This window comes from Zwartia hollandica (assembly GCF_019923725.1).
GTDB lineage: Bacteria > Pseudomonadota > Gammaproteobacteria > Burkholderiales > Burkholderiaceae_B > Zwartia > Zwartia hollandica.
Genome location: NZ_JAHXRI010000001.1, coordinates 343425 through 366873, shown reverse-complemented (window position 1 = coordinate 366873; position 23449 = coordinate 343425). Strand labels below are relative to the sequence as shown.

The 23449-nt window shown below is 54.0% G+C and carries 20 protein-coding genes; 9 read left to right on the top strand and 11 right to left on the bottom strand.

Annotation, left to right across the window (positions count from 1 at the left end; genetic code table 11):
• Window positions 1-27: 27 nt before the first annotated feature.
• Both KZZ10_RS01715 and KZZ10_RS01710 read right to left on the bottom strand, forming a co-directional pair.
• The gene (locus KZZ10_RS01715; protein ID WP_259659756.1) at window positions 28-504 is read right to left on the bottom strand and encodes a DUF192 domain-containing protein; all 477 of its coding nucleotides are present in this window, start codon (window positions 502-504) and stop codon (window positions 28-30) included.
• A gap of 35 nt (window positions 505-539) precedes the next feature.
• Entirely contained in the window at window positions 540-770 is a 231-nt protein-coding gene (locus KZZ10_RS01710) for a cold-shock protein (RefSeq protein WP_259659755.1), read from the bottom strand.
• A 239-nt stretch (window positions 771-1009) separates the two neighbouring features.
• Here KZZ10_RS01710 and clpS point away from each other — a divergent pair, with 239 nt between their 5' ends.
• The 5 genes from clpS (at window position 1010) to KZZ10_RS01685 (ending at window position 7190) form a co-directional block, all read left to right on the top strand.
• On the top strand, window positions 1010-1333 hold the full coding sequence (gene clpS / locus KZZ10_RS01705; RefSeq protein ID WP_259659754.1) for an ATP-dependent Clp protease adapter ClpS: 324 nt from the start codon (window positions 1010-1012) through the stop codon (window positions 1331-1333).
• Between the two features lie 130 nt (window positions 1334-1463).
• The gene (gene clpA / locus KZZ10_RS01700; RefSeq protein ID WP_259659753.1) at window positions 1464-3782 is read left to right on the top strand and encodes an ATP-dependent Clp protease ATP-binding subunit ClpA; all 2319 of its coding nucleotides are present in this window, start codon (window positions 1464-1466) and stop codon (window positions 3780-3782) included.
• Window positions 3782-4939 (top strand): paraquat-inducible protein A, encoded by a 1158-nt coding sequence (locus KZZ10_RS01695; RefSeq protein ID WP_259659752.1) that lies wholly within the window; start codon window positions 3782-3784, stop codon window positions 4937-4939. The genes clpA and KZZ10_RS01695 overlap by 1 nt, the downstream gene beginning before the upstream one ends.
• Window positions 4940-4950: 11 nt before the next feature.
• Window positions 4951-6600: a PqiB family protein gene (locus KZZ10_RS01690; protein WP_259659751.1), complete on the top strand. Its 1650-nt coding sequence runs from the start codon at window positions 4951-4953 to the stop codon at window positions 6598-6600.
• Window positions 6597-7190: a PqiC family protein gene (locus KZZ10_RS01685; protein ID WP_259659750.1), complete on the top strand. Its 594-nt coding sequence runs from the start codon at window positions 6597-6599 to the stop codon at window positions 7188-7190. The genes KZZ10_RS01690 and KZZ10_RS01685 overlap by 4 nt, the downstream gene beginning before the upstream one ends.
• Window position 7191: 1 nt before the next feature.
• Here KZZ10_RS01685 and dut read toward each other — a convergent pair whose 3' ends face one another.
• From dut to KZZ10_RS01655, 6 genes are read right to left on the bottom strand one after another with little or no spacing between them, the layout of a single operon-like run.
• Window positions 7192-7641: a dUTP diphosphatase gene (dut, locus tag KZZ10_RS01680; protein WP_259659749.1), complete on the bottom strand. Its 450-nt coding sequence runs from the start codon at window positions 7639-7641 to the stop codon at window positions 7192-7194.
• A 7-nt stretch (window positions 7642-7648) separates the two neighbouring features.
• The gene (locus tag KZZ10_RS01675) at window positions 7649-8296 is read right to left on the bottom strand and encodes a DedA family protein (RefSeq protein ID WP_259659748.1); all 648 of its coding nucleotides are present in this window, start codon (window positions 8294-8296) and stop codon (window positions 7649-7651) included.
• Window positions 8284-9492: a bifunctional phosphopantothenoylcysteine decarboxylase/phosphopantothenate--cysteine ligase CoaBC gene (gene coaBC / locus KZZ10_RS01670; protein WP_259659747.1), complete on the bottom strand. Its 1209-nt coding sequence runs from the start codon at window positions 9490-9492 to the stop codon at window positions 8284-8286. The genes KZZ10_RS01675 and coaBC overlap by 13 nt, the downstream gene beginning before the upstream one ends.
• The gene (gene lspA, locus KZZ10_RS01665; protein WP_259659746.1) at window positions 9476-10000 is read right to left on the bottom strand and encodes a signal peptidase II; all 525 of its coding nucleotides are present in this window, start codon (window positions 9998-10000) and stop codon (window positions 9476-9478) included. The genes coaBC and lspA overlap by 17 nt, the downstream gene beginning before the upstream one ends.
• A gap of 5 nt (window positions 10001-10005) precedes the next feature.
• The gene (gene ileS, locus KZZ10_RS01660) at window positions 10006-12864 is read right to left on the bottom strand and encodes an isoleucine--tRNA ligase (protein ID WP_259659828.1); all 2859 of its coding nucleotides are present in this window, start codon (window positions 12862-12864) and stop codon (window positions 10006-10008) included.
• Complete coding sequence (locus KZZ10_RS01655; protein WP_259659745.1) at window positions 12854-13819, bottom strand: bifunctional riboflavin kinase/FAD synthetase; 966 nt, start codon at window positions 13817-13819, stop codon at window positions 12854-12856. Before KZZ10_RS01655 ends, ileS begins: the two co-directional genes overlap by 11 nt.
• 44 nt (window positions 13820-13863) lie before the next feature.
• Between KZZ10_RS01655 and purN the strand changes: the two genes are divergently transcribed.
• The 4 genes from purN to KZZ10_RS01635 all read left to right on the top strand — a co-directional run bounded on the left by purN (window position 13864) and on the right by KZZ10_RS01635 (window position 19702).
• Window positions 13864-14526, top strand: coding sequence for a phosphoribosylglycinamide formyltransferase (purN, locus tag KZZ10_RS01650; RefSeq protein WP_259659744.1), 663 nt, complete (start codon window positions 13864-13866; stop codon window positions 14524-14526).
• A gap of 263 nt (window positions 14527-14789) precedes the next feature.
• Window positions 14790-16100, top strand: coding sequence for an RsmB/NOP family class I SAM-dependent RNA methyltransferase (locus KZZ10_RS01645; protein ID WP_375372526.1), 1311 nt, complete (start codon window positions 14790-14792; stop codon window positions 16098-16100).
• Between the two features lie 93 nt (window positions 16101-16193).
• Window positions 16194-17393, top strand: a complete 1200-nt coding sequence (locus KZZ10_RS01640) for a DesA family fatty acid desaturase (protein WP_259659742.1) — start codon at window positions 16194-16196, stop codon at window positions 17391-17393.
• The gene (locus KZZ10_RS01635; protein WP_259659741.1) at window positions 17390-19702 is read left to right on the top strand and encodes a UvrD-helicase domain-containing protein; all 2313 of its coding nucleotides are present in this window, start codon (window positions 17390-17392) and stop codon (window positions 19700-19702) included. Before KZZ10_RS01640 ends, KZZ10_RS01635 begins: the two co-directional genes overlap by 4 nt.
• Here KZZ10_RS01635 and KZZ10_RS01630 read toward each other — a convergent pair.
• Genes KZZ10_RS01630 through dapD form a run of 3 tightly spaced genes read right to left on the bottom strand, consistent with a single transcriptional unit; the run spans window position 19689 to window position 23406 of the window.
• Window positions 19689-21692, bottom strand: a complete 2004-nt coding sequence (locus tag KZZ10_RS01630; RefSeq protein ID WP_259659740.1) for an ABC-F family ATP-binding cassette domain-containing protein — start codon at window positions 21690-21692, stop codon at window positions 19689-19691. The two genes, KZZ10_RS01635 and KZZ10_RS01630, sit on opposite strands and share 14 nt — an antisense overlap.
• Window positions 21689-22585 (bottom strand): 50S ribosomal protein L3 N(5)-glutamine methyltransferase, encoded by an 897-nt coding sequence (prmB, locus tag KZZ10_RS01625; RefSeq protein WP_375372520.1) that lies wholly within the window; start codon window positions 22583-22585, stop codon window positions 21689-21691. The genes KZZ10_RS01630 and prmB overlap by 4 nt, the downstream gene beginning before the upstream one ends.
• A complete protein-coding gene (gene dapD / locus KZZ10_RS01620) occupies window positions 22585-23406 on the bottom strand; it encodes a 2,3,4,5-tetrahydropyridine-2,6-dicarboxylate N-succinyltransferase (protein WP_259659739.1) in 822 nt (273 codons plus the stop codon). Before dapD ends, prmB begins: the two co-directional genes overlap by 1 nt.
• Window positions 23407-23449 lie beyond the last annotated feature (43 nt).

Genomic DNA, 23449 nt, shown 5'->3' with positions numbered 1-23449 from the left:
AGGCGCCCTTTACTGAACGTAGGCGGATTATTGCAATCCGCCTATTTTTTTGCCCGCGGTGATCCCGCGCTTGGTGAACCAGCCTTGCTCCATCTCGAGCGCGAGTCGTACAGGGACGCTCGAGCAATGTGTGTTTTCTGTCATGGGAGTCATGTCGGCGATATTGGTGATCGTGCCATCATCGCTCATGAAGGCAATTGAAAGAGGAATCAGGGTGTTACGCATCCAGAAGCACTGAATGCCTGGCTCCACGAATACAAAGAGCATGCCTGCATTGGGTGCGAGCTCTTTGCGGTACATCAAGCCCCTAGCGCGGGTCTCGTAGTTGGATGCAACCTCGGCGCGAATGACATGCATTCCCGCACTCAGCTGTTTTACCGGCAACGGTATAACCGTCTGTGCGCTTGCCAAAGGAGGGGCGCCGATCGTGGCGAGTGCGACAAGCAACGAAAACAGCGCAACCCAAAGGCTGCGCTGTCTGAAAAGGCAGAGCCATTTACACATCAACAGTATCCGAGGGGTTATTCACCCCCTGTTTCTCAAGCGGCAGTAATATTAGTCGCTTGTTTGCCTTTGGGGCCTTGTGTAACTTCGAATGCAACTTTTTGGCCTTCTTTCAGGGTTTTGAAGCCATTCATCTGAATTGCCGAAAAGTGAGCAAACAAGTCCTCACCACCATCGTCTGGCGTTACGAACCCGAAACCTTTCGCGTCGTTAAACCACTTAACTGTTCCGGTGACCTTAGGGCCATTACTCGTCGAATCTGACATGCCGACTGCCTCTTCTTAAGTTTGTACAAATCAAATCTCACACTCGAGTTTATGATGATGCCGTAAGCTCAAGCGATTGATATCCAGGCACCCAAAATTTCTTGAGTGTGTTGAGATATTGGGCAGGTTTGGTGAATTCGTCAAGTATCGGTTTGCCTAGGGTGAGCTTAGATTTGCAGATTTACTGGCTAGTTTGTTACAAAAAACTAATTTTCTCTCTTTAGAACTGTTACTCCCTCATGGTTACACGCACGTCGTTACCTCCCGATCTCGTGGTGGAAAAGCAGGCCTCCAAAACGGCCCCACCTCCTATGTACCGAGTGATTTTGCTCAATGACGATTACACCCCAATGGAGTTCGTCGTGCAGGTCCTGCAAAAGTTCTTTGGCAAGGGCCAAGAGGAGGCGATGCGCATCATGTTGCAAGTACACCACGAAGGAAAGGGTGTTTGTGGGGTTTACCCGCACGATATTGCTGCTAGTCGTATTGCGCAAGTCGCGCAGTTTGCCCGTGCCCGGCAGCACCCCTTGCAGTGTGTGATGGAGCCCGCTGGCGATTCCTAAAAATGCGCTTTTCTGATCAAGTGAATCCCAGTAAGAAAAAAGGTTTTTACGTGCCGTTCAATTATTCGTTTCTGAAAAGCATAGAATGCAGATTAACGGTGTAACCAATTGAAAGAATGTCGGAGGAAATGTGATTTCCCAAGAGCTTGAAGTAAGTCTGCATATGGCATTCGTGGAAGCGCGCTCCGCGCGCCATGAATTCATCACCGTCGAGCATTTGTTGCTGTCGCTTCTTGATAACGCAGCTGCGATTGAAGTCTTGCGCGCTTGTGCGGCCAACATGGATGAGCTTCGTACGAATCTACGGAAGTTCATCACGGACAACACGCCCGTTATTCCGGCCGGTGCTGAGGTTGATACGCAGCCCACACTCGGGTTTCAGCGTGTGATTCAGCGTGCGATCATGCACGTGTCTGCGGGTGGTGCATCAAAAAAGCCTGTGACAGGCGCTAACGTCTTGGTTGCGATTTTTGGAGAAAAAGAATCGCATGCAGTCTACTACCTGCAGCAGCAGGGGATATCGCGTTTAGATGTTGTGAACTTTTTGTCGCATGGCATCAGTAAACAAGCGTCGAGCGATGCGCCTGCGACAAACAAGGAGCAGCAAGGTGGTGCCGAAGAGCAGCAAGGCGAGCCTAAGCAGTCCCCTTTAGATTTGTACACGCAAGATTTGAATGCTGCTGCGACGGCGGGACGCATTGATCCTTTGATTGGTCGTGAGTACGAAGTAGAGCGTGTCATTCAAACGCTCTGCCGTCGCCGTAAAAATAATCCTCTGTTAGTCGGTGAAGCAGGCGTCGGTAAGACCGCGATTGCCGAAGGCTTGGCGTACCGTATTACACAGGGCGAAGTGCCCGAGGTGTTGCAAGACGCGCAGGTGTATTCGTTGGATATGGGCGCACTGCTTGCAGGCACCAAGTATCGCGGAGACTTCGAGCAACGACTCAAAGGCGTGCTCAAACAATTGCGGAACAATCCGCAGGCGATTTTGTTCATCGATGAAATTCACACCTTGATTGGAGCGGGGTCTGCATCGGGAGGTACGCTTGATGCCTCTAACTTGCTCAAGCCAGCGTTGTCCTCTGGTCAGTTGCGTTGCATCGGTGCTACGACGTATACCGAGTTTCGGGGCGTGTTCGAAAAGGACGCAGCGCTGTCGCGTCGCTTCCAAAAGGTTGACGTCGTCGAGCCTTCGGTTGCACAAACGATTCAGATTTTGCGCGGGCTCAAGGGGCGGTTCGAAGAGCATCACGGCGTGAAGTATTCGAGTGCAGCGTTGACGGCTGCGGCTGAACTCTCAGCAAGGCATATTAATGATCGTCACCTCCCAGATAAGGCGATTGACGTAATCGACGAAGCGGGTGCTGCACAGCGATTGCTCCCGCGCTCCAAGCAAAAGAAAGTCATTGGTAAGACTGAGATCGAATCGATTGTTTCCAAAATCGCTCGTATCCCACCGCAGACGGTATCGAGTGATGATCGCAGTAAGCTTGCGACGCTTGAGCGTGACCTTAAAACTGTTGTGTATGGTCAAGACAATGCGATTGAAGCGCTTGCCGCCGCCATCAAAATGGCACGCTCCGGGCTTGGCCGTCCGGAAAAACCGATCGGCGCATTTTTGTTCTCTGGCCCAACCGGGGTCGGTAAGACTGAGGTTGCTCGCCAGCTAGCGTTTACGCTGGGCGTGGAGCTGTTGCGCTTCGATATGTCCGAGTACATGGAGCGCCATACGGTCTCGCGACTGATTGGCGCGCCTCCCGGTTATGTTGGTTTTGATCAAGGTGGCTTGTTGACGGAGGCTGTGACTAAGCAGCCTCATTGCGTACTGCTACTGGATGAGATTGAAAAAGCACATCCGGATGTATTTAATATACTTCTTCAGGTGATGGACCACGGCACCTTGACCGATAACAATGGACGGAAATCTGATTTCCGGAATGTTATTTTGGTCATGACCACCAATGCGGGCGCTGAGGCACTGAATAAGCCCAACATCGGTTTCTCGAACACGCGCGAGAGCGGTGATGAAATGGCCGATATCAAACGGCTGTTTTCTCCAGAATTCCGCAATCGTTTGGACGCGATCGTGCCCTTTGCGGCGCTAAATCAGGATGTGATTTTGCGCGTGGTGGATAAGTTCTTGATGCAACTCGAGGACCAACTGCACGACAAACGTGTCGAGGCGTCCTTCACTGATGCACTGCGCGCACATTTAGGAAAGCACGGATTCGATCCCTTGATGGGCGCTCGGCCGATGCAGCGTCTGATTCAAGATACTTTGCGCCGAGCACTCGCTGACGAGTTGCTCTTTGGTAAGCTTGTCGATGGCGGCTCTGTGTTGGTGGATATTGATGCGGAGGGTAAGGTGGTTCTAAATTTTGATGCCAAGCTTCCAAAGTCGCCTGATGCGCCCAAGGGGTCTGATCAGGAAGCTGAACTCGTGCATTGATGTCAGGCACGCCGCTTGTCTTAACCTGTCATCATTGCGGCGCGTCGTTTCAGCGTGTTCAGCTTGTGCCGGGTCAGTGGGCGCAATGTGTGCGCTGCGATAGTGTGTTGGAGACCTACGCAACATTTACGCCTAGCGCTTGGCTAGCTGTGGTTTGTGCAGCGATTCTGACCTTGGCTCTGGCCAATGCTTACCCAGTGGCGACTTTGGTTGTGCAGGGCGCTGCGCAGCCAGCGTCTTTTTTTGATGCAGTCGTCATTACCTGGCAGACCGGCTATCCAGAGGTCGCGCTACTCACCCTGGCGGCGGGGTTTGTACTCCCGGCGCTCCATCTCGGTTTGCTTGCGTGGGTCCTGTGCTGGTTAGTGAGCGGGCGTCTCCCTCCGCAATTTGATCGTTTGCTCGATTGGCTAGAGCGTATCAAGCCTTGGTGCATGGTCCCGGTTTTTTTGATGGGCGTGCTGGTTTCAGTCGTGAAGTTAGCGGGACTAGCTACGCTTGTACCTGGAGTGGGTTTGTTTGCGACAGCGGTTTCGGCTGTGTTGATTACTTCACTATCTCGCCTGTCTGCTTTTAGATTGCGCACAATAGCGTTTGATGCAGCATTGCCTGTCGGGCCAGTCCACGAACAGGGCCCGCCATCTCCGGCGCAATTTACGAGGATCTGGGCCTTGTTGCTCGCGGCTTTAATTTTGTATATCCCAGCCAACCTCTTGCCCATCATGAGCATTGACGCAATAACAGGGTCGTCTGCGCACACGATTATGGGTGGCGTCATTGAGCTGGTGGGGATGGGTTCGTGGGACATTGCGTTGGTCGTTTTTATTGCTAGCGTTGTGGTGCCTTCGTTCAAGTTGATATGTCTGGCTACTTTGGTCTGGCTGGCCCAACAAAAAAATGGTCAGGCCTTGCGCCGTCGTACGCACTTGTATGGGATGGTTGAATTTATTGGTCAGTGGTCCATGTTGGATGTATTTGTTGTTATTCTTCTGTCCGCGCTCGGTCGTTTTGGTGCGTTATTGAGTATTCAGCCTGGCGCCGGAGCGGTTGCCTTCGGTGCGGTGGTCGTTTTGACGATGCTTGCGGCCATGAGTTTTGACCCTCGGTTGGCCTGGAGACGGGCTGGCTATCGTAAGCATTTATCTGTTCAACCCTGAAGGAGTCCGGCATGCCGGAGCAGTCGAATTCTGTGTCATCAAAGCCATTGCCGAGGGTGGGTCATCGGCCCAAGCGCAATTTGGCCTGGGTTTGGCTTATTCCTATCGTCGCTGCGGTCGTGGGCGCTTCCATTATCTGGAGCACAGTTTCTAAGCAAGGTCCGCGCATTACGATTAGTTTTCAAAGCGCAGATGGTCTTGAGGTTGGTAAAACTCAAATACGTTATCGCAGTGTTGTGATTGGTACGGTTAAGGAAATTCGACTGAGTCCTGATCGCGACAAGGTACTGGTCTCGGCCGAGTTAACGAACGATGCCTCTGGCTTTGCACGTGAGGACACGACGTTTTGGGTGGTTAAGCCCCGCATCGGATTGGGGGGGGTGTCGGGATTGTCGACACTGATCTCGGGATCCTATATCGAGTCCGACACGGGAAAATCGTCGGCTAGTCAAGCAAGTAAGAAGAGTTTTGTTGGCCTTGAACAGCCCCCGCCGATTGCGAGTGATCGGCCGGGTAAACGATTTGTTTTACGTTCACCGAACCTAGGATCTTTAGCAGCAGGGTCTCCGGTGTTCTATCGTCGGATTCCGGTTGGACTCGTGACGGGCTATCGGGTCGCCGAGGCCGGTAAAAGTGTGGATCTGGATATTTTTATTGATGCACCGTTTGATGCTTATGTGGATGGCAGTACGCGATTTTGGGATGAAAGTGGCTTTGATGTCACGATCTCTGCAGATGGAATGCAGCTAAATACGCAATCATTAGTTTCATTGATTGCTGGTGGCTTGTCATTTTCGTCTTTTGGAAAATCTCGTCCCTTAGTGGGTGACCCCCACATCTTCAAACTCTACGATTCAAAACGCATGGCAGAGCTTGTTCCTGAAGGGGTAGCTGTTCCAATCGTTATGAAATTTCATCAGCCAGCGCGTGGTTTGAAAGTGGGTGCTCCCGTTGATTTTCATGGGGTGCACATTGGAATAATTAATTCAGTCGACTTAGATTTAGATCTCACGACTCGACGGTTTTTTACTTCCGTGGAAGCGACGCTATACCCAGAACGTCTGGGAAAGATCTATAGCGAAACGACTTTGAAAGAAAACACGCCCCAAGATCTGGCGGAGTCTTTGAGCGTGTTGGTTAAGCGTGGCTTGCGTGCGCAATTAAGGACCTCCAATATCTTGACTGGGCAGCTGTACGTTGCGTTGGCCACATTCCCGGAAGCGCCCGTCGGCGAAGCTCCTGTTGCAGAGATTCCCTTCAAAATACCAACCTTTGCCTCAGATGATCTAGATAAGCTCCAACAACAAGTCACGAGTATCGTGAGTAAGCTCGACAAGATTCCTTTCGAAACTATCGGCCAAGAGCTCGATGCGATGATCAAGCAAATTCGGGTGTTAAGCGCTAATTTGGATAAAAGCGTGACGCCTAAGCTGTCAAGTACGTTAGCTGAGATTGAGCGAGCCACTAAGAGTCTAAACAGTTTGATTGCGCCGGGTAGCCCCGTCGTGGCCAATACGGAAGCGATGCTCGAGGACTTAAGGCGCAGCTTGAAGTCCTTGACCAACCTGACCGAGTCTCTGAGCGCGAATCCAGATTCGTTAATTCGAGGGCGTAGCACTCAGCCATACTCGAGGGAAACTCTAGGAGCACCAGGAAAATGATGCGAGGTTGGATTGCGGCAAGTTGCGTTGTGTTGGGTGGTTGTGCGAGCGCACCACCCCAGTATTACACCTTAAGCAGTCCCCAGCCTGCACAGGCTGTCGCTGATGCTTCTGGTGTGGCGCCTTATGCGTTGAATGCTGTGACAGTTCCCGCTCAAGTTGACCGCGATGCAATCGTTGCACAACAGAAAGAAGGCCTCATGTTGCTATTGAACGATGATCGCTGGACTGCTCCGCTCGGTGCACAGTTACAGACGGCTCTCTCTCAAGGGCTCGAAGCGCGGCTAGGTACTCCCCCGGTACAAAACCTCGCGTTTGGCGCGCGCGACAGCAAAGTGACCCAGGTTTTTGTCGACGTGCAGCGCTTCGATATGGTGCCTGGGCAATACGTCGCGCTCAGTGCCGCCTGGCGTGTGCAGTTTCCCGGCGCAAAGCTTGCGTTGACCTGCTTCAGCCGTTTGACGCAGTCAGTGGATATCGGCGTGTCGGCTCTTGTGCTTGGTCAGCAACGCAACGTTCAGGCGTTATCCCAGCAAATTGCACAGACGCTGATGCGCCGCTCTGCCCCCTCGGGCGTCGCGTGTCAGTAGATTAGGCTTTTCCGGTGCTACCAAATCCGCCGGCACCGCGGTTTGATTGCTCAAACTCGTCGACAATATTGAACTGAACTTGCGCAATGGGTAGCACTACGAGCTGCGCTAGGCGCTCCATCGGCTGGAGCGTATAGGCAACGGCGCTTCGGTTCCAAGCAGAGACCATCAGGGGGCCTTGATAATCCGAGTCGATGAGGCCAACGAGATTGCCTAAGACGACGCCATGTTTGTGTCCAAGGCCGGAACGAGGAAGAATGACAGCCGCGTAGCTAGGGTCTGCGACATGAATCGCAAGCCCCGTTGGAATTAGATGGGTGGCGCCTGGTTCAATGATCAGGGGCTGTTCCAGACAGGCTCGCAGATCTAGCCCGGCAGAGCCTGGTGTGGCGTAGCTAGGGAGTTGATCGCGCATGCGCGGATCGAGAATCTTTACATCGATTGGTTTCATAGTTGGCCTAGCGCATGGGGCGATGGGAAATTTTTCGGCGAGCTTGTACTGCGCGTTTTTGTTTGACGGTTGCCCAAACAACGACGGCAATGACGCATAGGGCAATTGCAGAGTACAGGGTTGAGTGCTGAGCGTGTTTTGCTGCATCGACGCTAATTGCCGCAAGGTAGCCAGGTGCGAGCAGAGCGGGCATCCAAGCCGCCGCAGAGAGTATGTTTGCGAGCTGAAAGCGCGCTTGAGGCATACCCATCGCACCGGCGACCGTTGGGATGACGCTGCGAACGGGGCCTAGAAAACGTCCAATGAGCACAGCCAGGAAGCCATAGCGGTAGAAAAACAAACGTGCGCGCGCTACATGCTTGCGATGGCTTTTGAGATAGCGCCATCGCAATACTTTTGGTCCAACCCAACAGCCGAGCCAGTACGAGATTGCATCGCCTAAAACGGCACCAACAAAGCCCCAGGTGACAATAGGTAACCAAGGGAGTGTGCCGTTGCCGACTAGGCCACCGATTACAAATAACAAAAATGTAGCGGGCAATAAAATGCCAATGATAAAAAGAGATTCACCAAGAGCCATGAGAAAGACGACAAGTCCAGCCCACGCTTGGTGCTGTTCGATGAACTGCAGACTGTGGTCGATCAAGCCTTGCATGGAGGTACTTGTGGCAGGCGCTGGGCAATGGCCTCGATCAACTGACGCGCGACAGCTTGCTTAGAACTCTTGGGTAAGCGATGTTCGCCTGCGTCATCAAAGATCGAGACCGTTGTGTGATCCGCATCCATGACATGCTGCGCGAGGTTGCCGATAAGCATCGAGATGCCTTTGCGTTTACGTTTTTCTTCGGCGTATTGTGCAAGATTCTCAGTTTCGGCCGCAAAACCAACGCACCAAGGCCCATTGGGTATCGCAGCAACGGTTGCGAGAATGTCTGGGTTGGGCGCAAATTCGATCTTTGGCGCACCTGAGCCATCTTTCTTTAGCTTTTCACCAGAGACATTTGCGACGCGCCAGTCGGCCACGGCTGCAACGGAAATAAACAAATCTTGATGCGCAATCTGACTCATCACCGCATCATGCATTTGCTGTGCTGATTCCACGACGGTACGCACAACACCATAAGGTGTCTCTAACGCAGTGGGTCCGGAAATTAGGGTCACGTCTGCACCTGCTTCCCAAGCAGCACTTGCCAGGGCATACCCGGTCTTACCCGAGGAGCGATTGGTGATCACTCGAACGGGATCGATTGCTTCAGTGGTTGGTCCTGCAGTGATCAACACACGCTTGCCTTTTAGTCGCTTGGGTTGAAAAAATGCAGTGAGTTCCGCGACTAATTGCAATGGTTCGAGCATACGTCCGTCGCCGGTTTCGCCACAGGCTTGCTGACCGTTTCCAGGACCGAGAATGCTCACGCCATCGGCTCGCAGTTGAGCCACATTACGTTGGGTGGGAGCTGCTAGCCACATTTCACGATTCATTGCCGGGGCAACGAGTAGGGGACAGGCACGGGCCAAGCAAAGGAGTGAAAGAAGGTCGTCGGCTCGTCCGTGCACGAGTTTTGCCATGAAGTCTGCTGAAGCAGGTGCAATCAAAATGGCGTCAGCCCCGCGGCTAAGATCGATATGCGGCATATTGTTCGAGATGCGTGCATCCCATTGGTCTGTAAAGACCGGGTGGCCGCTAACTGCCTGCATTGTGACGGGCGTGATAAAGCGTGTGGCTGCCTCGGTCATGACAACATCCACATGGGCTCCTCGCTCTACTAGGCGGCGTGTGAGCTCAGCCGACTTGTAGCAAGCGATACCGCCACTTAATCCTAATACGATGCGCTTATTATGTAGATCTTGCATGCTGACCCCGAAGGCGCAATAGTTCGTCCAGAATCAAAAGAATAGCACCGAGCGTAATGCCTGTGTCGGCGATATTAAAGGCTGGGTAGTACCAGTCTTTCCAATAAAACAGCAAAAAATCTACGACATGTCCATAGGCGATCCGGTCGATCACATTGCCTAAGGCTCCACCCAAGATTAGTGTTAACGCCAGCATCAGTCGCTTGTTTGAGCGGCTCTTGTGCATCATCGTCACAATAAAAACCGAGGCAAGCAACCCTAAAATCGTGAAGAACCATCGTTGCCAGCCATCCTCTTGGGCAAGAAAGCTGAACGCAGCACCCGGGTTGTAGAGAAGAGTGAAGTCAAAAAATGGTAGGACGGTAATGCGCTGACCGTAGCGCAACGCACCGTCAAAATACAGTTTGGTGACTTGATCTAAGATGATCAACACGCCCGCCATGAGTAACCAGCGCCACAAGTTGGGTGTGGCGTGAGTTGACGCACTCTGGGGCAAGGGCGCTTTCATTTTGTTTAGTGGTTATCCTGAGCTGCTTCCTGCAGGCTCGAGACGCAACGCCCACAAATATGAGGGTGCTCTGCATCGTGACCGATGTCGTCGCGCCAGTGCCAACAGCGTTCGCATTTTTTATGCGTTGAGGCGGCAATGGAAATTGACAACTCTGATTGCTCACCGGCATGAACACCAACACGAGACACGATGAAGATGTAAGACAGTTGATCCGCCACGCTTTGCAACAGCATTAAATCGGCACCACTTGCTGTGAGGTCCACTTCGCCTTGCAACGAAGACCCGATGTTCCCTGTGGTGCGCAAATCTTCGAGTTTGCGCATGACGAGTCCACGGATTTCACGCAGGCGCGACCAGCGTGTTCCCAGCGTCTCACTGTCGGTGATTGCGGGAAGGGTGTAATAACACTCTGTGAAAATTGTCTCTGTTCCGATGCCTTGCACCGACTTGAGAGTCGAGTTGGTTAGGACGCCCCAGGCTTCTTCGGCGGTAAACGAAAGCACCGGTGCCATCAGTTTTAACAAACTTTGCGTAATGTGCATGAGTGCTGTTTGCGCCGAGCGGCGCGCGATGCTGCGCGGTGCCGATGTGTAAAGACGGTCTTTGAGTACGTCTAGATAAAAGGCACCGAGGTCTTCCGAGCAGAAGTGTTGGAGTCTCGACATTGCCGGTTGGAATTCGTAACGGTCGAAAGCGGCAAGCACTTCGGACTGCATGGTTGCAGTCATTGCCACTGCGTAGCGATCGATCTCGAGCATTGCGTCCACAGTGACTGCATCTTTTGCGGCGTCGAAGTCTGCGAGGTTTGCCAATAAGAAGCGTAGGGTGTTGCGAATTCGGCGGTAGCCCTCAACAACACGCTTGAGGATTTCATCAGAAATAGATAGTTCGCCAGAGTAGTCTGTGCTGGCAACCCAAAGACGCAATATCTCCGCACCAAGGCTGTCAGACACCTTTTGCGGCGCGATCACGTTGCCGACCGACTTACTCATTTTGCGGCCTTGTCCATCTACGACAAAACCATGGGTCAGCAGGCTGTTATAGGGGGCTCGACCGGAGAGCATGCAACCGGTAAGTAGGGAGGAATGGAACCAACCGCGATGCTGATCGGAGCCCTCCAGATAGAGGTCGGCAGGCCACGTCAATTCGCCATGCGATCCTTTGTTCTGATTGTTTGGTCCACCAAGCACTGTTGCATGTGTTGTGCCTGAATCAAACCAGACATCAAGCGTGTCGCGATTCTTTTCGTACAGTTTGGCATCCGCCTCACCAAGCAGCTCGGCCGGCTCGAGCGTCTGCCACGCTTCGATACCGCACTGCTCGACGCGTTTGGCGACTTCTTCAAGGAGGGCTGGCGTATTAGGATGCAATGCGCCGGTTTCCTTGTGGATAAAAAATGCCATGGGGACACCCCATTGGCGTTGGCGCGAGAGCGTCCAGTCGGGTCGGTTGGCGATCATCGCGTGTAGCCGCGCACGTCCCCAGGACGGATAGAACGCTGTGGCGTCGATGGCAGCTAGGGCGCTTTCGCGCAGTGTGTGTCCGCCGTCCTTGGGTTTGAGGTCCATGCCTGCAAACCATTGACTCGTTGCTCGGTAGATAATGGGCGTCTTGTGGCGCCAGCAGTGCATATAGCTGTGCTTGTGCGGCTCTTGTTTAAGGAGTGTGCCCGCGGTCTTTAAGGCGTCGACAATTTTAGGATTAGCGTCCCAGATCGTCAGCCCACCAAAGCCGGCTAGGCTAGAGATATATTTTCCATCGCCCATGACTGGGCTCAGGATGTCAGCGTCTCTCATGCCGTTGGCTTTGCAGGACTGGAAGTCTTCAATCCCGTAGGCAGGGGCCGAATGCACGACACCCGTGCCTGTATCAAGGGTCACGTAGTCACCGAGATAGATTGGTGATAGGCGCTTGTAGCTCGCATCAAAGCTACCCAAGGGGTGCTCAAAAGCAATGTGGTCGAGCGCGGTACCTTTGCAACGCGCGATGATTTCGCCTTCTAGACCCCATTCTTTAAGGCAGTGCTCGACACGGTCAGCGGCCAGTAACAGCAGTTCGCCAGTGGCCGGTGCCGGCCTGACCCGGACAAGCGCGTAGTCAAACTCTGGGTGAATATTGAGGGCTTGGTTTGAAGGTATCGTCCAAGGCGTTGTTGTCCAGATGACAATCGCACCCGCTTGAACTGAGGGCAAGCCAAAGGCGTTGGCAAGCCCTGCGTGGTCCACAAACGGAAATGCGATGTGCACTGCAGGATCGCTGCGATCTGCATATTCAACTTCTGCTTCCGCGAGTGCTGAGCCGCAGTCGAAACACCAGTTCACTGGCTTGAGTCCTCGAAAGACATAGCCTTTTTCGAGAATGCGACCGAGGGCGCGGATCTCATCAGCCTCATTGCTGAAGTTCATCGTCATGTAGGGACGTGTCCAGTCTCCCAAAACGCCCAGACGTTCAAAGTCCTTCTTTTGACGCTCGATCTGCTCTAAGGCATAAGCGCGTGCCTTAGATTGAACCTCGGGAACTGGTAAATGCTTACCGTATTTTTTCTCAATCTGAATCTCGATGGGCATACCGTGGCAGTCCCAGCCCGGTACGTAAGCCGCGTCAAAGCCTGCCATGTTTCGGCTTTTAACGATCATGTCTTTCAAAATTTTGTTGACCGCATGGCCAATGTGGATGTCACCGTTGGCATAGGGCGGGCCGTCGTGCAACAGGAAGGTCGGTCGTCCCTTGCTGGCTTTGCGTATGGCTTGATACACACCTTTTTCTTGCCATTGCGCAACCCATAGGGGTTCGCGACGAGGCAGATCTCCACGCATTGGAAATGGAGTGTCGGGTAAATTCAGAGTGTTTTTATAGTCCATGGCGCGCAAGATAGGCTCGCGCATGCTGGGCATCGGCGTGCATGGCGGCGGTAAGGGTGGGCAAATCGGGAAACTTTTCTTCGTCCCGCAAGTGCTGCAGGAGTTCGACGCGCACGAGTTTACCGTAAGCGTCGAGATTGGTATCGAATAGGTGGGTCTCTAGCAAAATCCGGCCGTCGTCTTCGACCGTTGGGCGCACGCCTAAGCTGGCGACACCGGGAAGTGGTCGGGCTCCTAAGCCGTGCACCAGGACCGCATAGATTCCGGAGCGTGCAGCGCAACGGGGTGTGACGCGCATATTCATTGTCGGCATATTCAAGGTGCGGCCAAGTTTTTTGCCGTGTATGACATGCCCTGTCATGGCGTAGGGCCGACCGAGTAAGTGCGCGGTTTGTAGCAAATCACCGGCTGCGAGCGCGGCCCGTACCGCTGAGCTTGAGATACGCGATCCCTTGTCGTCCGTGATGTCGCCAAGTCCCTCGACCTGCATGCCGTGCTGACGCCCCAGGGCACGTAGCAGGTCGATATCTCCACCGCGTTGGCGACCGAAGCGGAAGTCTTCGCCGACCAAAAGCCATCGGGTGTTGAGTTCTCGGATCAGTAAGCGGGTGACAAATTCCGAGGCTGACATCTCCGCGAGCGCGCGGTTAAAACGCGCGACCATGATCCGCTGTATCCCTGCGTCGGCCAACTCGGTGACTTTGTCACGGAGTCCGGTAATTTGTGGTGGCGAGAGCTCTGGCCGATGATTCACCCCTGCGAAGTACTGTCGTGGATGCGGTGAGAAGGTCAGAACCGTGGGGCAGAGCGCGTGTGCCCGTGCAGCCTGGCACACTTGGTCGAGCATCGCCCGATGGCCTCTGTGGACACCATCAAAGTTGCCAATGGAAAGGGCGCTGGGCTGGGTGAGCGGCGGGACCGGCGCTTGCCGAAAAATACATAAAGAGGTTTTCACGGGTGACAGTTTACAATTTCATACCGAACACAAAGTAGATTTCCATGCCAGATACCCCTAATTTTCGGGCGCGCTTCGTTATTTTGGTCTCCGGACAGGGCTCAAACATGCAAGCAATCGTTCAGGCTTGCCAATCCGGGCGCTGTTCTGCAGAGGTTGTCGCGGTCTTGGCAAGCCGCGCTCAAACGGGCGGGATCACGTGGGCCGCAACCCAGGACATTCCCACAGAAATCGTTCCACATACCGATTTTGCCACTCGGGAAGCCTTCGACGAAGTTTTGGCACAAAAAATCGACACCTATGCACCCGACTATGTCTTGCTCGCGGGTTTTATGCGGGTGCTGACCCCCGCGTTCGTTGCGCGCTATGCGGGTCGACTCATTAACATCCATCCCTCTCTGCTTCCTGCTTTTCCGGGTTTGCATACCCACGCGCAAGCGTTGGCAAAGGGGGTGCAGACCCATGGTTGTACCGTACACTTCGTCACCCCGGTGCTAGATCATGGCCCGATCATTGCGCAGGGAGTCGTGCCGGTTCTCGCGCGCGACACGCCGGAGTCGTTAGCGGCGCGCGTATTGGCCGTTGAGCATCAGGTGTACCCCACAGTTGCCAGCTGGCTTGCAGAGGGGCGTGTGCATTTATGCGCCGATCAGCGCGTTGAGGTCGACGGCGTTGAAAACAGACTATTTACATCGGAATCCCTATGAGCAACCCTAAGCCGCCAAGTCGTCATACGGCGCGTACCTCCAAGGCCTCCGGTCTAAATAAAAAAGATCTAGCGAGACAGGCAGCGCTTGGCGCGTCACCCCATTCTGCGAGGCCAGGCTCGGCAACAGACCGTCTGATGAAGGCCGAGCCCCATGGGACTCGTCGGCCAGGGTCCGGTAGCTACGGTGGTCCCGCCGTTGCAGGCACTGATGTGCCAGAGAAACCTGTATCCACCTATGTGCCTAAGCCGCGCGCGCCGGTAATGACGACGCGTTTGGATCAGATTCGTCAGGTTCTCGACGAGGTGTTGACCTGGCGCTTTGCCGCGGACTCGGTGGTCTCTCACTGGTTTCGCGCGCATCCGAAACTGGGGATCCGCGATCGTGCAGAGGTCGCTGAGGTGGTCTATGACGTGCTGCGGCATTTGCGTCGTTACCGGCAGCTTGGTGAAAGCGGCGTTGGGAATGCGGTACGACGCTTAGCTATCCAGGGTGCCATTGTCACCATGGATCCCGAAAAAGTGCGTGCTGTGCTGGACTCAGGCGAGATCGCTTGGTTGGACCGTATTGCACAGATCGAAGAATTATCCATGCCGCTGCAAGTGCGCGGCAGTTTGCCTGATTGGTTGTATGAACGGATCAAAGAGCTGCCCGACCTAGAAAACCTTGTTGCGGCCTTGAATCAAGGAGCGCCTCTGGATATTCGGGTCAATCCGCTCAAGGCCGAGCGCGATGAGATGCTGGCCGACCTAACACGCGGCAATGCCGTCCGTCATGCACCCGTTGCGACGCCTTACTCTCCTTGGGGGATACGTTTGACGGGTCGTCCCGCAATGAATAAGTGGCATCAGTTTGAGCACGGTTTAATTGAGGTGCAGGACGAGGGCAGCCAACTGCTTGCCTTACTGGTTGGTCCTAAGCGTGGCGAGATGGTGATCGACTTTTGTGCAGGGGCAGGGGGTAAGACGCTGTTGCTTGGTGCCTTGATGCGATCGACTGGTCGGCTGTATGCCTTTGATGTTTCAGCAACCCGTTTAGCAAAAGCTAAGCCGCGTTTTGCGCGCAGTGGCTTATCGAATGTGGTGCCTGTGGCGATAGATCACGAAAACGATCAGCGCGTGCGTCGGTTGACGGGCAAGGCGCAACGTGTATTGGTCGATGCACCTTGTAGCGGAGTGGGTACGTTGCGCCGCAATCCCGATCTGAAATGGCGCCAGTCAGCGCAAAGTTTGGCTGAGCTCGTCGATTTGCAGGCTCGAATTTTAAACAGTGCGTCTCGGTGTGTAGCGCCAGGCGGGCGTCTTGTGTATGCCACGTGCAGCATTCTGGCCGAAGAGAATCAGGAGCAGGTCGAGCGGTTTTTGGCGGCACATCCTGATTTTGAACTGGTTGATGCCGCGCCTCTGTTGGCCGCGCGCACGCCTCTTCAGATTGAAGGGCCTTATCTGAGTCTTCGCCCCGATGTACATGGCACAGATGGCTTCTTTGCTGCCGTGATGGAAAGAAAGAAAGACTTAGTTGGTGTAGAGCCTAGTAAAAAGAAGGCTGAAACAGAAAACTCTCTAGATTGTTGATTTTGCGCAAAAACTTTAAGGTCACTGTATGGTCACCGGTGATCGGTAGGCTAAAATCAATATGACTATTTTGTCGTTTTTTGATACTGATACATGAAAGAACTCATTTCGTTTGGCGCAGGTGGTTTGCTGCAAGCATCCTGGTGGCAAGTGGTGATTTACACCTTGGTGGTGACACACATCACCATTGTGGCCGTCACAATATTTTTGCATCGTTGCCAGGCACATCGGGGTCTAGATCTGCACCCAGCTGTGGCGCATTTCTTCCGTTTTTGGCTTTGGATGACCACTGGAATGGTCACGAAGGAATGGGTGGCCATTCATCGCAAGCACCATGCCCGTTGCGAGCGTGAAGGGGATCCGCATTCGCCAATGATGTATGGCATTAGTAAGGTTTTATTTAGTGGTGCAGAGCTGTACAGGCACGAGTCTAAAAATGCCGAGACCTTAAGTAAGTTTGGTCATGGCACACCTGATGATTGGCTTGAGCGCAACGTCTACACCAAGTTCAGTGCCCGCGGCATTCTGCTGATGCTGATTATTGATGTGAGTTTGTTTGGCGCACTTGGCTTGACCGTTTGGGCGATTCAAATGGCTTGGATACCGTTCTGGGCCGCTGGCGTGGTCAATGGTGTTGGTCACTACTGGGGTTACCGTAATTTCGCCAGCCCTGATACGAGCACCAATGTCTTTCCCTGGGGGATTTTGATTGGTGGCGAAGAGCTGCACAATAATCACCACGCGTTTGGTAGCTCAGCCAAGTTTTCAAGCAAGTGGTATGAGCTCGACATCGGTTGGGTCTACATACTGGGTTTGAAAGCGCTGGGTCTGGTGCAGATTAAAAAGGTGGCGCCGAAGTTGCGACTGGAGGCCACAGGTAAAACCGGTATTGATCAGCGTACCTTGCAAGGTGTGATTGCGCACCGCTACGAAATCTTGGCACGCTACACAGGCTTGATGAAAACGGCGTGTCGCGACGAGCTTTCGCGGTTGCAGGCGTCTCGCAACGAAGAGAAGGCGCAAGCATTGGCCGCAGCAACCCATTGGCTGGGGCGCGGTGAAGAGAACCTCGCGCCAGCTGAGCGCGCGCGTATAGATCAAGCGATTTCGTTAAATGAATCCCTGTCGACTATGGTGCAAATGCGTCATGAGCTCGTCAAACTTTGGGACAGCTCTACGTCGTCGAGCGAGCAACTGCTGCATGACTTGCAAGCATGGTGTCAGCGCGCACAACAAAGCGGTATCGCCAGTCTTGAGGAGTTCGCCTTGCGTCTGCGCCGCTATGCGGCATGATCGACAAGCTTAACGAGCCACAGCGCGAGGCAGTCACTCTCCCTGCGCAGCATGCGTTAGTACTCGCGGGTGCAGGGAGCGGAAAAACTCGGGTGCTCACCACGCGCATGGCGTGGTTGATTCAGACGGGTCAAGTGAGCCCTTTAGGAATCCTCGCTGTTACGTTTACCAATAAGGCTGCGCGTGAGATGGTCGCGCGCGTGTCTTCTATTCTGCCGATCGACACGCGTGGATTGTGGATTGGCACTTTTCATGGTCTGTGCAATCGTATGCTGCGCGCGCATCACCGCGACGCGGGCTTGCCTCAGGCGTTTCAAATTCTCGATACAGCCGATCAGCTCGCAGCGATTAAGCGGCTGCTCAAAGCGAACGGGATCGATGACGAGAAGTATCCAGCGCGCGATGTCCAGCGTTTTATCAACGGCGCGAAAGAGGACGGCTTGCGTCCTGGCGATGTCGAGGCCCATGATAGTTTTCGCCGTCGGTTAATCGAGATCTACACACTGTACGAAAAACAGTGCCAGCGCGAAGGGGTGGTCGACTTCCCTGAGCTTCTACTGCGTGCCTATGAATTGCTTGCACGAAACGAGCCTATCCGCAGTCATTATCAGCGTCGCTTCAGACATGTGCTCGTTGATGAGTTTCAAGATACCAACACGCTGCAGTACAAGTGGCTAACGCTCTTGGCGGGCGGCGGTGCAAGTTTGTTTGCCGTGGGGGATGATGATCAGTCCATCTATGCGTTTCGCGGCGCCAACGTGGGCAATATGGCTGACTTTGAGCGCGACTATGCCCGCGGAACTGTGATCAGGCTGGAGCAAAATTACCGCTCGTTTGGTCATATTCTTGACTCGGCCAATGCGCTCATTAGCCACAACAATGGTCGTCTGGGCAAGAATTTGTGGACTGAGCAGGGTGAAGGTGAACAAATTCGCGTGGTGGAGCAACCCACGGATCTGCTCGAAGCGCAGTGGTTAGTCGACGAAGTGCGTGGGCTGATTTCTGATGGACGAGATCGCAGTCAGATCGCTGTGCTTTATCGCAGCAATGCGCAATCACGCGTGATCGAACATGCACTGTTCTCGTCGGGAATTGCGTACAAGGTCTACGGTGGCTTGCGCTTCTTTGAGCGTCAGGAGGTCAAGCACGCCTTGGCATACCTGCGTTTGATGGCGAATGCTGATGATGACACCTCCTGGATGCGGATTGTGAATTTCCCACCCCGTGGCATCGGTGCGCGTACGCTTGAGTTGCTCGGTGATCAGGCTCGCGCGTATGACACGAGTTTGTCGTCTGCTGTGGCGCGTGTGCCAGGCAAGGGCGGCTCGAACTTGGCTCAATTCGCCACGATGATCCAACGTCTGGCTGCTGAAACACGTGAGTTACCCTTGCCAGAGATGGTCGAACATGTCATCGATCAAAGCGGCCTAATTGCCCACTATCAGCAAGATCGCGAAGGTGCGGATCGGATCGAAAACTTAAAAGAGCTTGTGACGGCAGCGGCCGCCTTTGTCTCCGAAGCGAATTTAGATGGTTTGCCAGCGGGTGTAGCGCTTCAAGCTCCTGCGACTGGTGAGTTCATGGGGACGGAGCCAGGTGAAGGCGAGTCTTCAGTGGCAAGCGATGCTTTGCGGGTTGGCTTTGATGGCTTGTCTCCCTTGATGGCGTTCTTATCGCATGCAGCACTCGAGGCGGGTGATAATCAGGCGCAGGCAGGTCAAGATGCGGTTCAGTTAATGACCGTGCACGCAGCGAAGGGCTTGGAATTTGATGCGGTATTTATTACCGGTATTGAAGAAGGCTTGTTTCCGCACGAAAACAGTATTCTTGAGCAAGCAGGGCTCGAGGAAGAGCGCCGCTTAATGTATGTGGCGATTACCCGCGCGCGGGAGCGTTTGTACTTCAGTTTGGCGCAGAGTCGGATGTTGCACGGCCAGACGCGCTACGCGATGCGCTCGCGCTTCCTGTCTGAAATTCCCGACGAGCATTTGAAGTGGTTGACACCCAAGCAGGGCTTGAGTGATTCTGAACCACGATGGAAGAGCGGTGGGGGTAGTTTTGATCCCTACGCAAGGAATCCAAAATCTAGCGTTGTCTCCGCGGCTCCGCGCAGTGTCACAAGCGGTGTGACGGTGGGCGCACAGCAGTTTCGGGTAGGACAAGGGGTGCGTCACGCTCGTTTTGGCGAGGGTACGATCATCGGCCTAGCTGGCAGTGGTATTGATGCCCAAGCGCAAATTCAGTTTCGTGAGGTGGGCGCTAAAACGCTGGCTCTAGGTGTAGCCAAGCTCGATATTATTCAGAGCTAACGTCAAGCTGCTCGAGTTCTTCTTGCAAACTTAGCCAGCGATCTTCAAGCTCAGAGGCTAGCTTCGTAAGCTCGCCGTGTTTAGCGAGCGTTTTCATGCGCTCTTGTCGGCGGGCATCGCTATATAAATCTGGGTCGGCAATACGTTCGTCGAGCGTGCGCACTTGCATCTGTGTTTGCTCGAGTTCTTTTTCAACAGCTTTGAGCTTGGTTTCAAGCGGTTTACGCAGTTGCGCCAAGCGCTGACGTTCTTGCGCTTGTTCTCTTTTTTGATTCTTGCGGTCCCCCAGGGCTGCTTGCGTATCTTGTACGGCAGCGGTGCCCAGCGTGGCCGGCTTGCCTGCATCGCGCGCGATTGCGTCTTGTTTGCGAGCATTGGCCTGGTGTTGGGCGAGCCAGTCCCGATAGTCCTCTAGATCTCCATCAAACTCTTGTACTCCGCCATCGGCAACAATCCAAAAACTATCGACGGTGGTGCGCAGTAAGTGTCGGTCGTGCGAAACCAACAACATGCTGCCACCGAACTCAGCCAGCGCCGTGGTTAACGCCTCGCGTGTCTCGACATCGAGGTGGTTACTTGGTTCATCAAGGAGTAGCAGATTCGGCTTTTGCCAGACGATCAGTGACAGGGCAAGCCTAGCTTTTTCTCCGCCAGACATGGGCTCGACTTTATCCATCACGCGATCGCCACCAAAACCGAAACCACCTAGGTAGTTACGGAGTTCCTGTTCGCGAGTCTGGGGGGCGAGTCGTGCGAGATGTTGCAATGGACTGCTATCCAGATCCAACATGTCTAGTTGGTGTTGTGCGAAATAGCCAACTTCAAGCCCACGCGAGGCCTTTCGACTTCCCGCCTGAACTTCTAACTCACCGGCCAGTGTTTTGACGAGTGTGCTTTTGCCGGCACCATTGACGCCCAGGATGCCAATGCGATCGCCACCACGGACCATAAGCTTGACGTTTCGTAAGATGGGAATAGACGTGCCTGCCTCGTCTGTGTAGCCCGCCTGCATGTCGTCTAGAACTAAGAGCGGATCTGGCATCTCGTCTGGAGAGGGGATGCGTATATCGATTCCCGATTCGGCATGTATGGGTGCGAGCAGTTCCATTCTCGCCAGCGCTTTAACGCGACTCTGCGCTTGCTTGGCTTTGGAAGCCTTCGCTTTAAAGCGGTCGATAAAGCCTTGTAGTCGCGCGGCTTCGCGCGTTTGGCGTTCGTAAGCAATCGTAGTTTGACGTAGTCGTTCGGCGCGTTGCAAAACAAAATCTTGGTAGCCGCCTTTGTAGCGGTTGAGTTTGCCTTGATCGAAATGCAAAATCGTTTGCGCGACTGCATCGAGGAATTCAGTGTCGTGCGAGATCAGCAGAACTGTACCTTGGTAAGCTCCGAGCCATCGCTCAAGCCAAAGCATGGCATCGAGATCGAGGTGATTGGTTGGTTCATCCAATAGCAGGAGTTCGGACGGTGCCATGAGTGCCCGTGCTAGTGCGAGACGCATACGCCAGCCTCCGGAGAAGCTATCGACCGGTTGTTCCCACTGGGCTGGGGTAAAGCCAAGTCCAGCGAGAAGTTGTTCTGCGCGTGAGGGTGCAGTCCAGGCGTCCGCCTCAATCAACTCAGACTCGAGCTCTGCAATCTTTGCGCCGAAGGCCTCGATGCGCTCTGGACGTTGTTCGAGCTCGGCGTTAATTGCTGCACGTGCTGCTTGCAAGGTTCGAAGATGGGTATCCCCGTCAATGACGAACTCTCGTGCTGCGTTGGTTGTGGAGGCAATCTCTTGCCTGACACTCGCAATCCGCCAGCCAGAAGGGACATCTAGGGTGCCAGCATCCGCATCGAGCTCGTGCTGTAGTAATGCAAATAGTGTCGATTTACCTGCGCCGTTTTTTCCTACAAAACCAACTCTCTCGCCGGGGTGCACGACGAACTCTGTTTGGTCGAGGAGAACTTTGGTGCCGCGCCGCACCGTCAAGCCAGACGCGCGAATCACGGCTGCAGTTGCCCGCGGCTAAGTAAGAGAATCTGGTCTGAAGCTTCAGCTGTGTCTAGCCAGATTGGTTCTAGCTCTGGAAAGGCGGCTTCAAAGAACGTGCGCTCGTGCCCGATCTCAACCACGAGGTAGCCCTCGTCACTGAGGTGAGCAGGGGCTTGTTCAAGAATGGTACGAACGATGTCCATGCCGTCATCACCACCTGCTAAGGCAAGGCGTGGTTCGTGTCGGTACTCTGCTGGCAGCTTGCCCATGGAGGTCGTGTTGACGTACGGTGGATTGCTGATGATCAGATCGTAACGAGCGGCAACTGGTAACGGATCGTACAGGCTGCCATGGTGCAGGTTTAGCCGATCGCCCATGCCATGCTGTGCGACATTGATCGCTGCGACATCTAGCGCATCTCGAGAGATATCCGTTGCATCGACGAAGGCTTCAGGAAACTGATGGGCTGCAATGATGGCCAAACAACCTGAGCCGGTGCAGAGATCAAGAATGCTGGTTACCTCGTACGGATCGCCTACCCAAGGGCTTAGTTGATTCATCAAGAGTTCGGCGATGGGCGAGCGCGGCACAATGACGCGTTGATCAACATGAAAGCGAAATCCCTGGAGCCACGCTTCATGCGTGAGGTAAGGCGCGGGAAGGCGTTGTTCACAACGAAGATCAATCAAGGAAAGCGCGCGTTCGCGCTCCTGCGGCAAGATCCGGGCGTCCATGAAGGGTTCGAGCTGATCGGGTGGTAAATGCAGAGCAAAGAGCACCAGATAAACCGCTTCGTCCCACGCGTTATCAGAGCCATGACCAAAAAAAAGCTTGGCTTCGTTAAAGCGTGAGACACCGTAGCGAATTAAATCGCGTACGGTGCACAGTGCGTCCCGGGATTGCGGCATCAGGCTCTCAGGAGATCGTTAATACTGGTCTTGGCGCGTGTCTGCGCATCGACACGTTTGACAATGATTGCGCAGTTCAGGCTATGCGAGCCGTCAGCTGCCGGCAAAGAACCGGGCACGACAACGGAACCGGAGGGCACGCGGCCGTAATGAATCTCTTTGGTCTCGCGATCGTAAATGCGTGTGCTCTGTGACAGGAAAACACCCATGGCCAGCACGGAGTTCTCTTCAACAATGACACCTTCAACGACTTCGGAACGCGCGCCGATAAAGCAGTTGTCTTCGATGATGGTGGGATTGGCTTGCAATGGCTCGAGTACGCCACCAATGCCAACTCCACCGGACAGGTGCACGTTCTTGCCGATCTGGGCGCAGGACCCGACTGTGGCCCAAGTGTCGACCATCGTGCCTTCATCGACATAGGCGCCGATGTTGACATAAGAGGGCATCAAAACGACATTGCGAGCGATGTAGGCTCCACGGCGTGCAACTGCGGGAGGAACAACGCGATAACCGCCGGCTTTGAAGTCCGCTTCGCTAAAGTCACCAAACTTGAGTGGTACCTTGTCGTAAAACTGGACAGGCTTTTGTCCCATCACGCCGTTGTCGTACAAGCGGAAGGATAAAAGAACTGCTTTTTTGATCCACTGATGCACGACCCAGTTGCCATTGAGTTTCTCGGCAACGCGCAGCGTCCCGGCATCCAGTGCATGAATAGTGTGTTCGACTGCGTCGCGCACGGCCGCGTCTGCAGCGGAAGGCGAAAGGTTCGCACGGTTTTCCCAACCCTGCTCGATGGTGTTTTGCAAATCTGTCGTCATGACAATCCTGAATAAAAAAGAAAGAGAAATGAAAGCAAAAAAT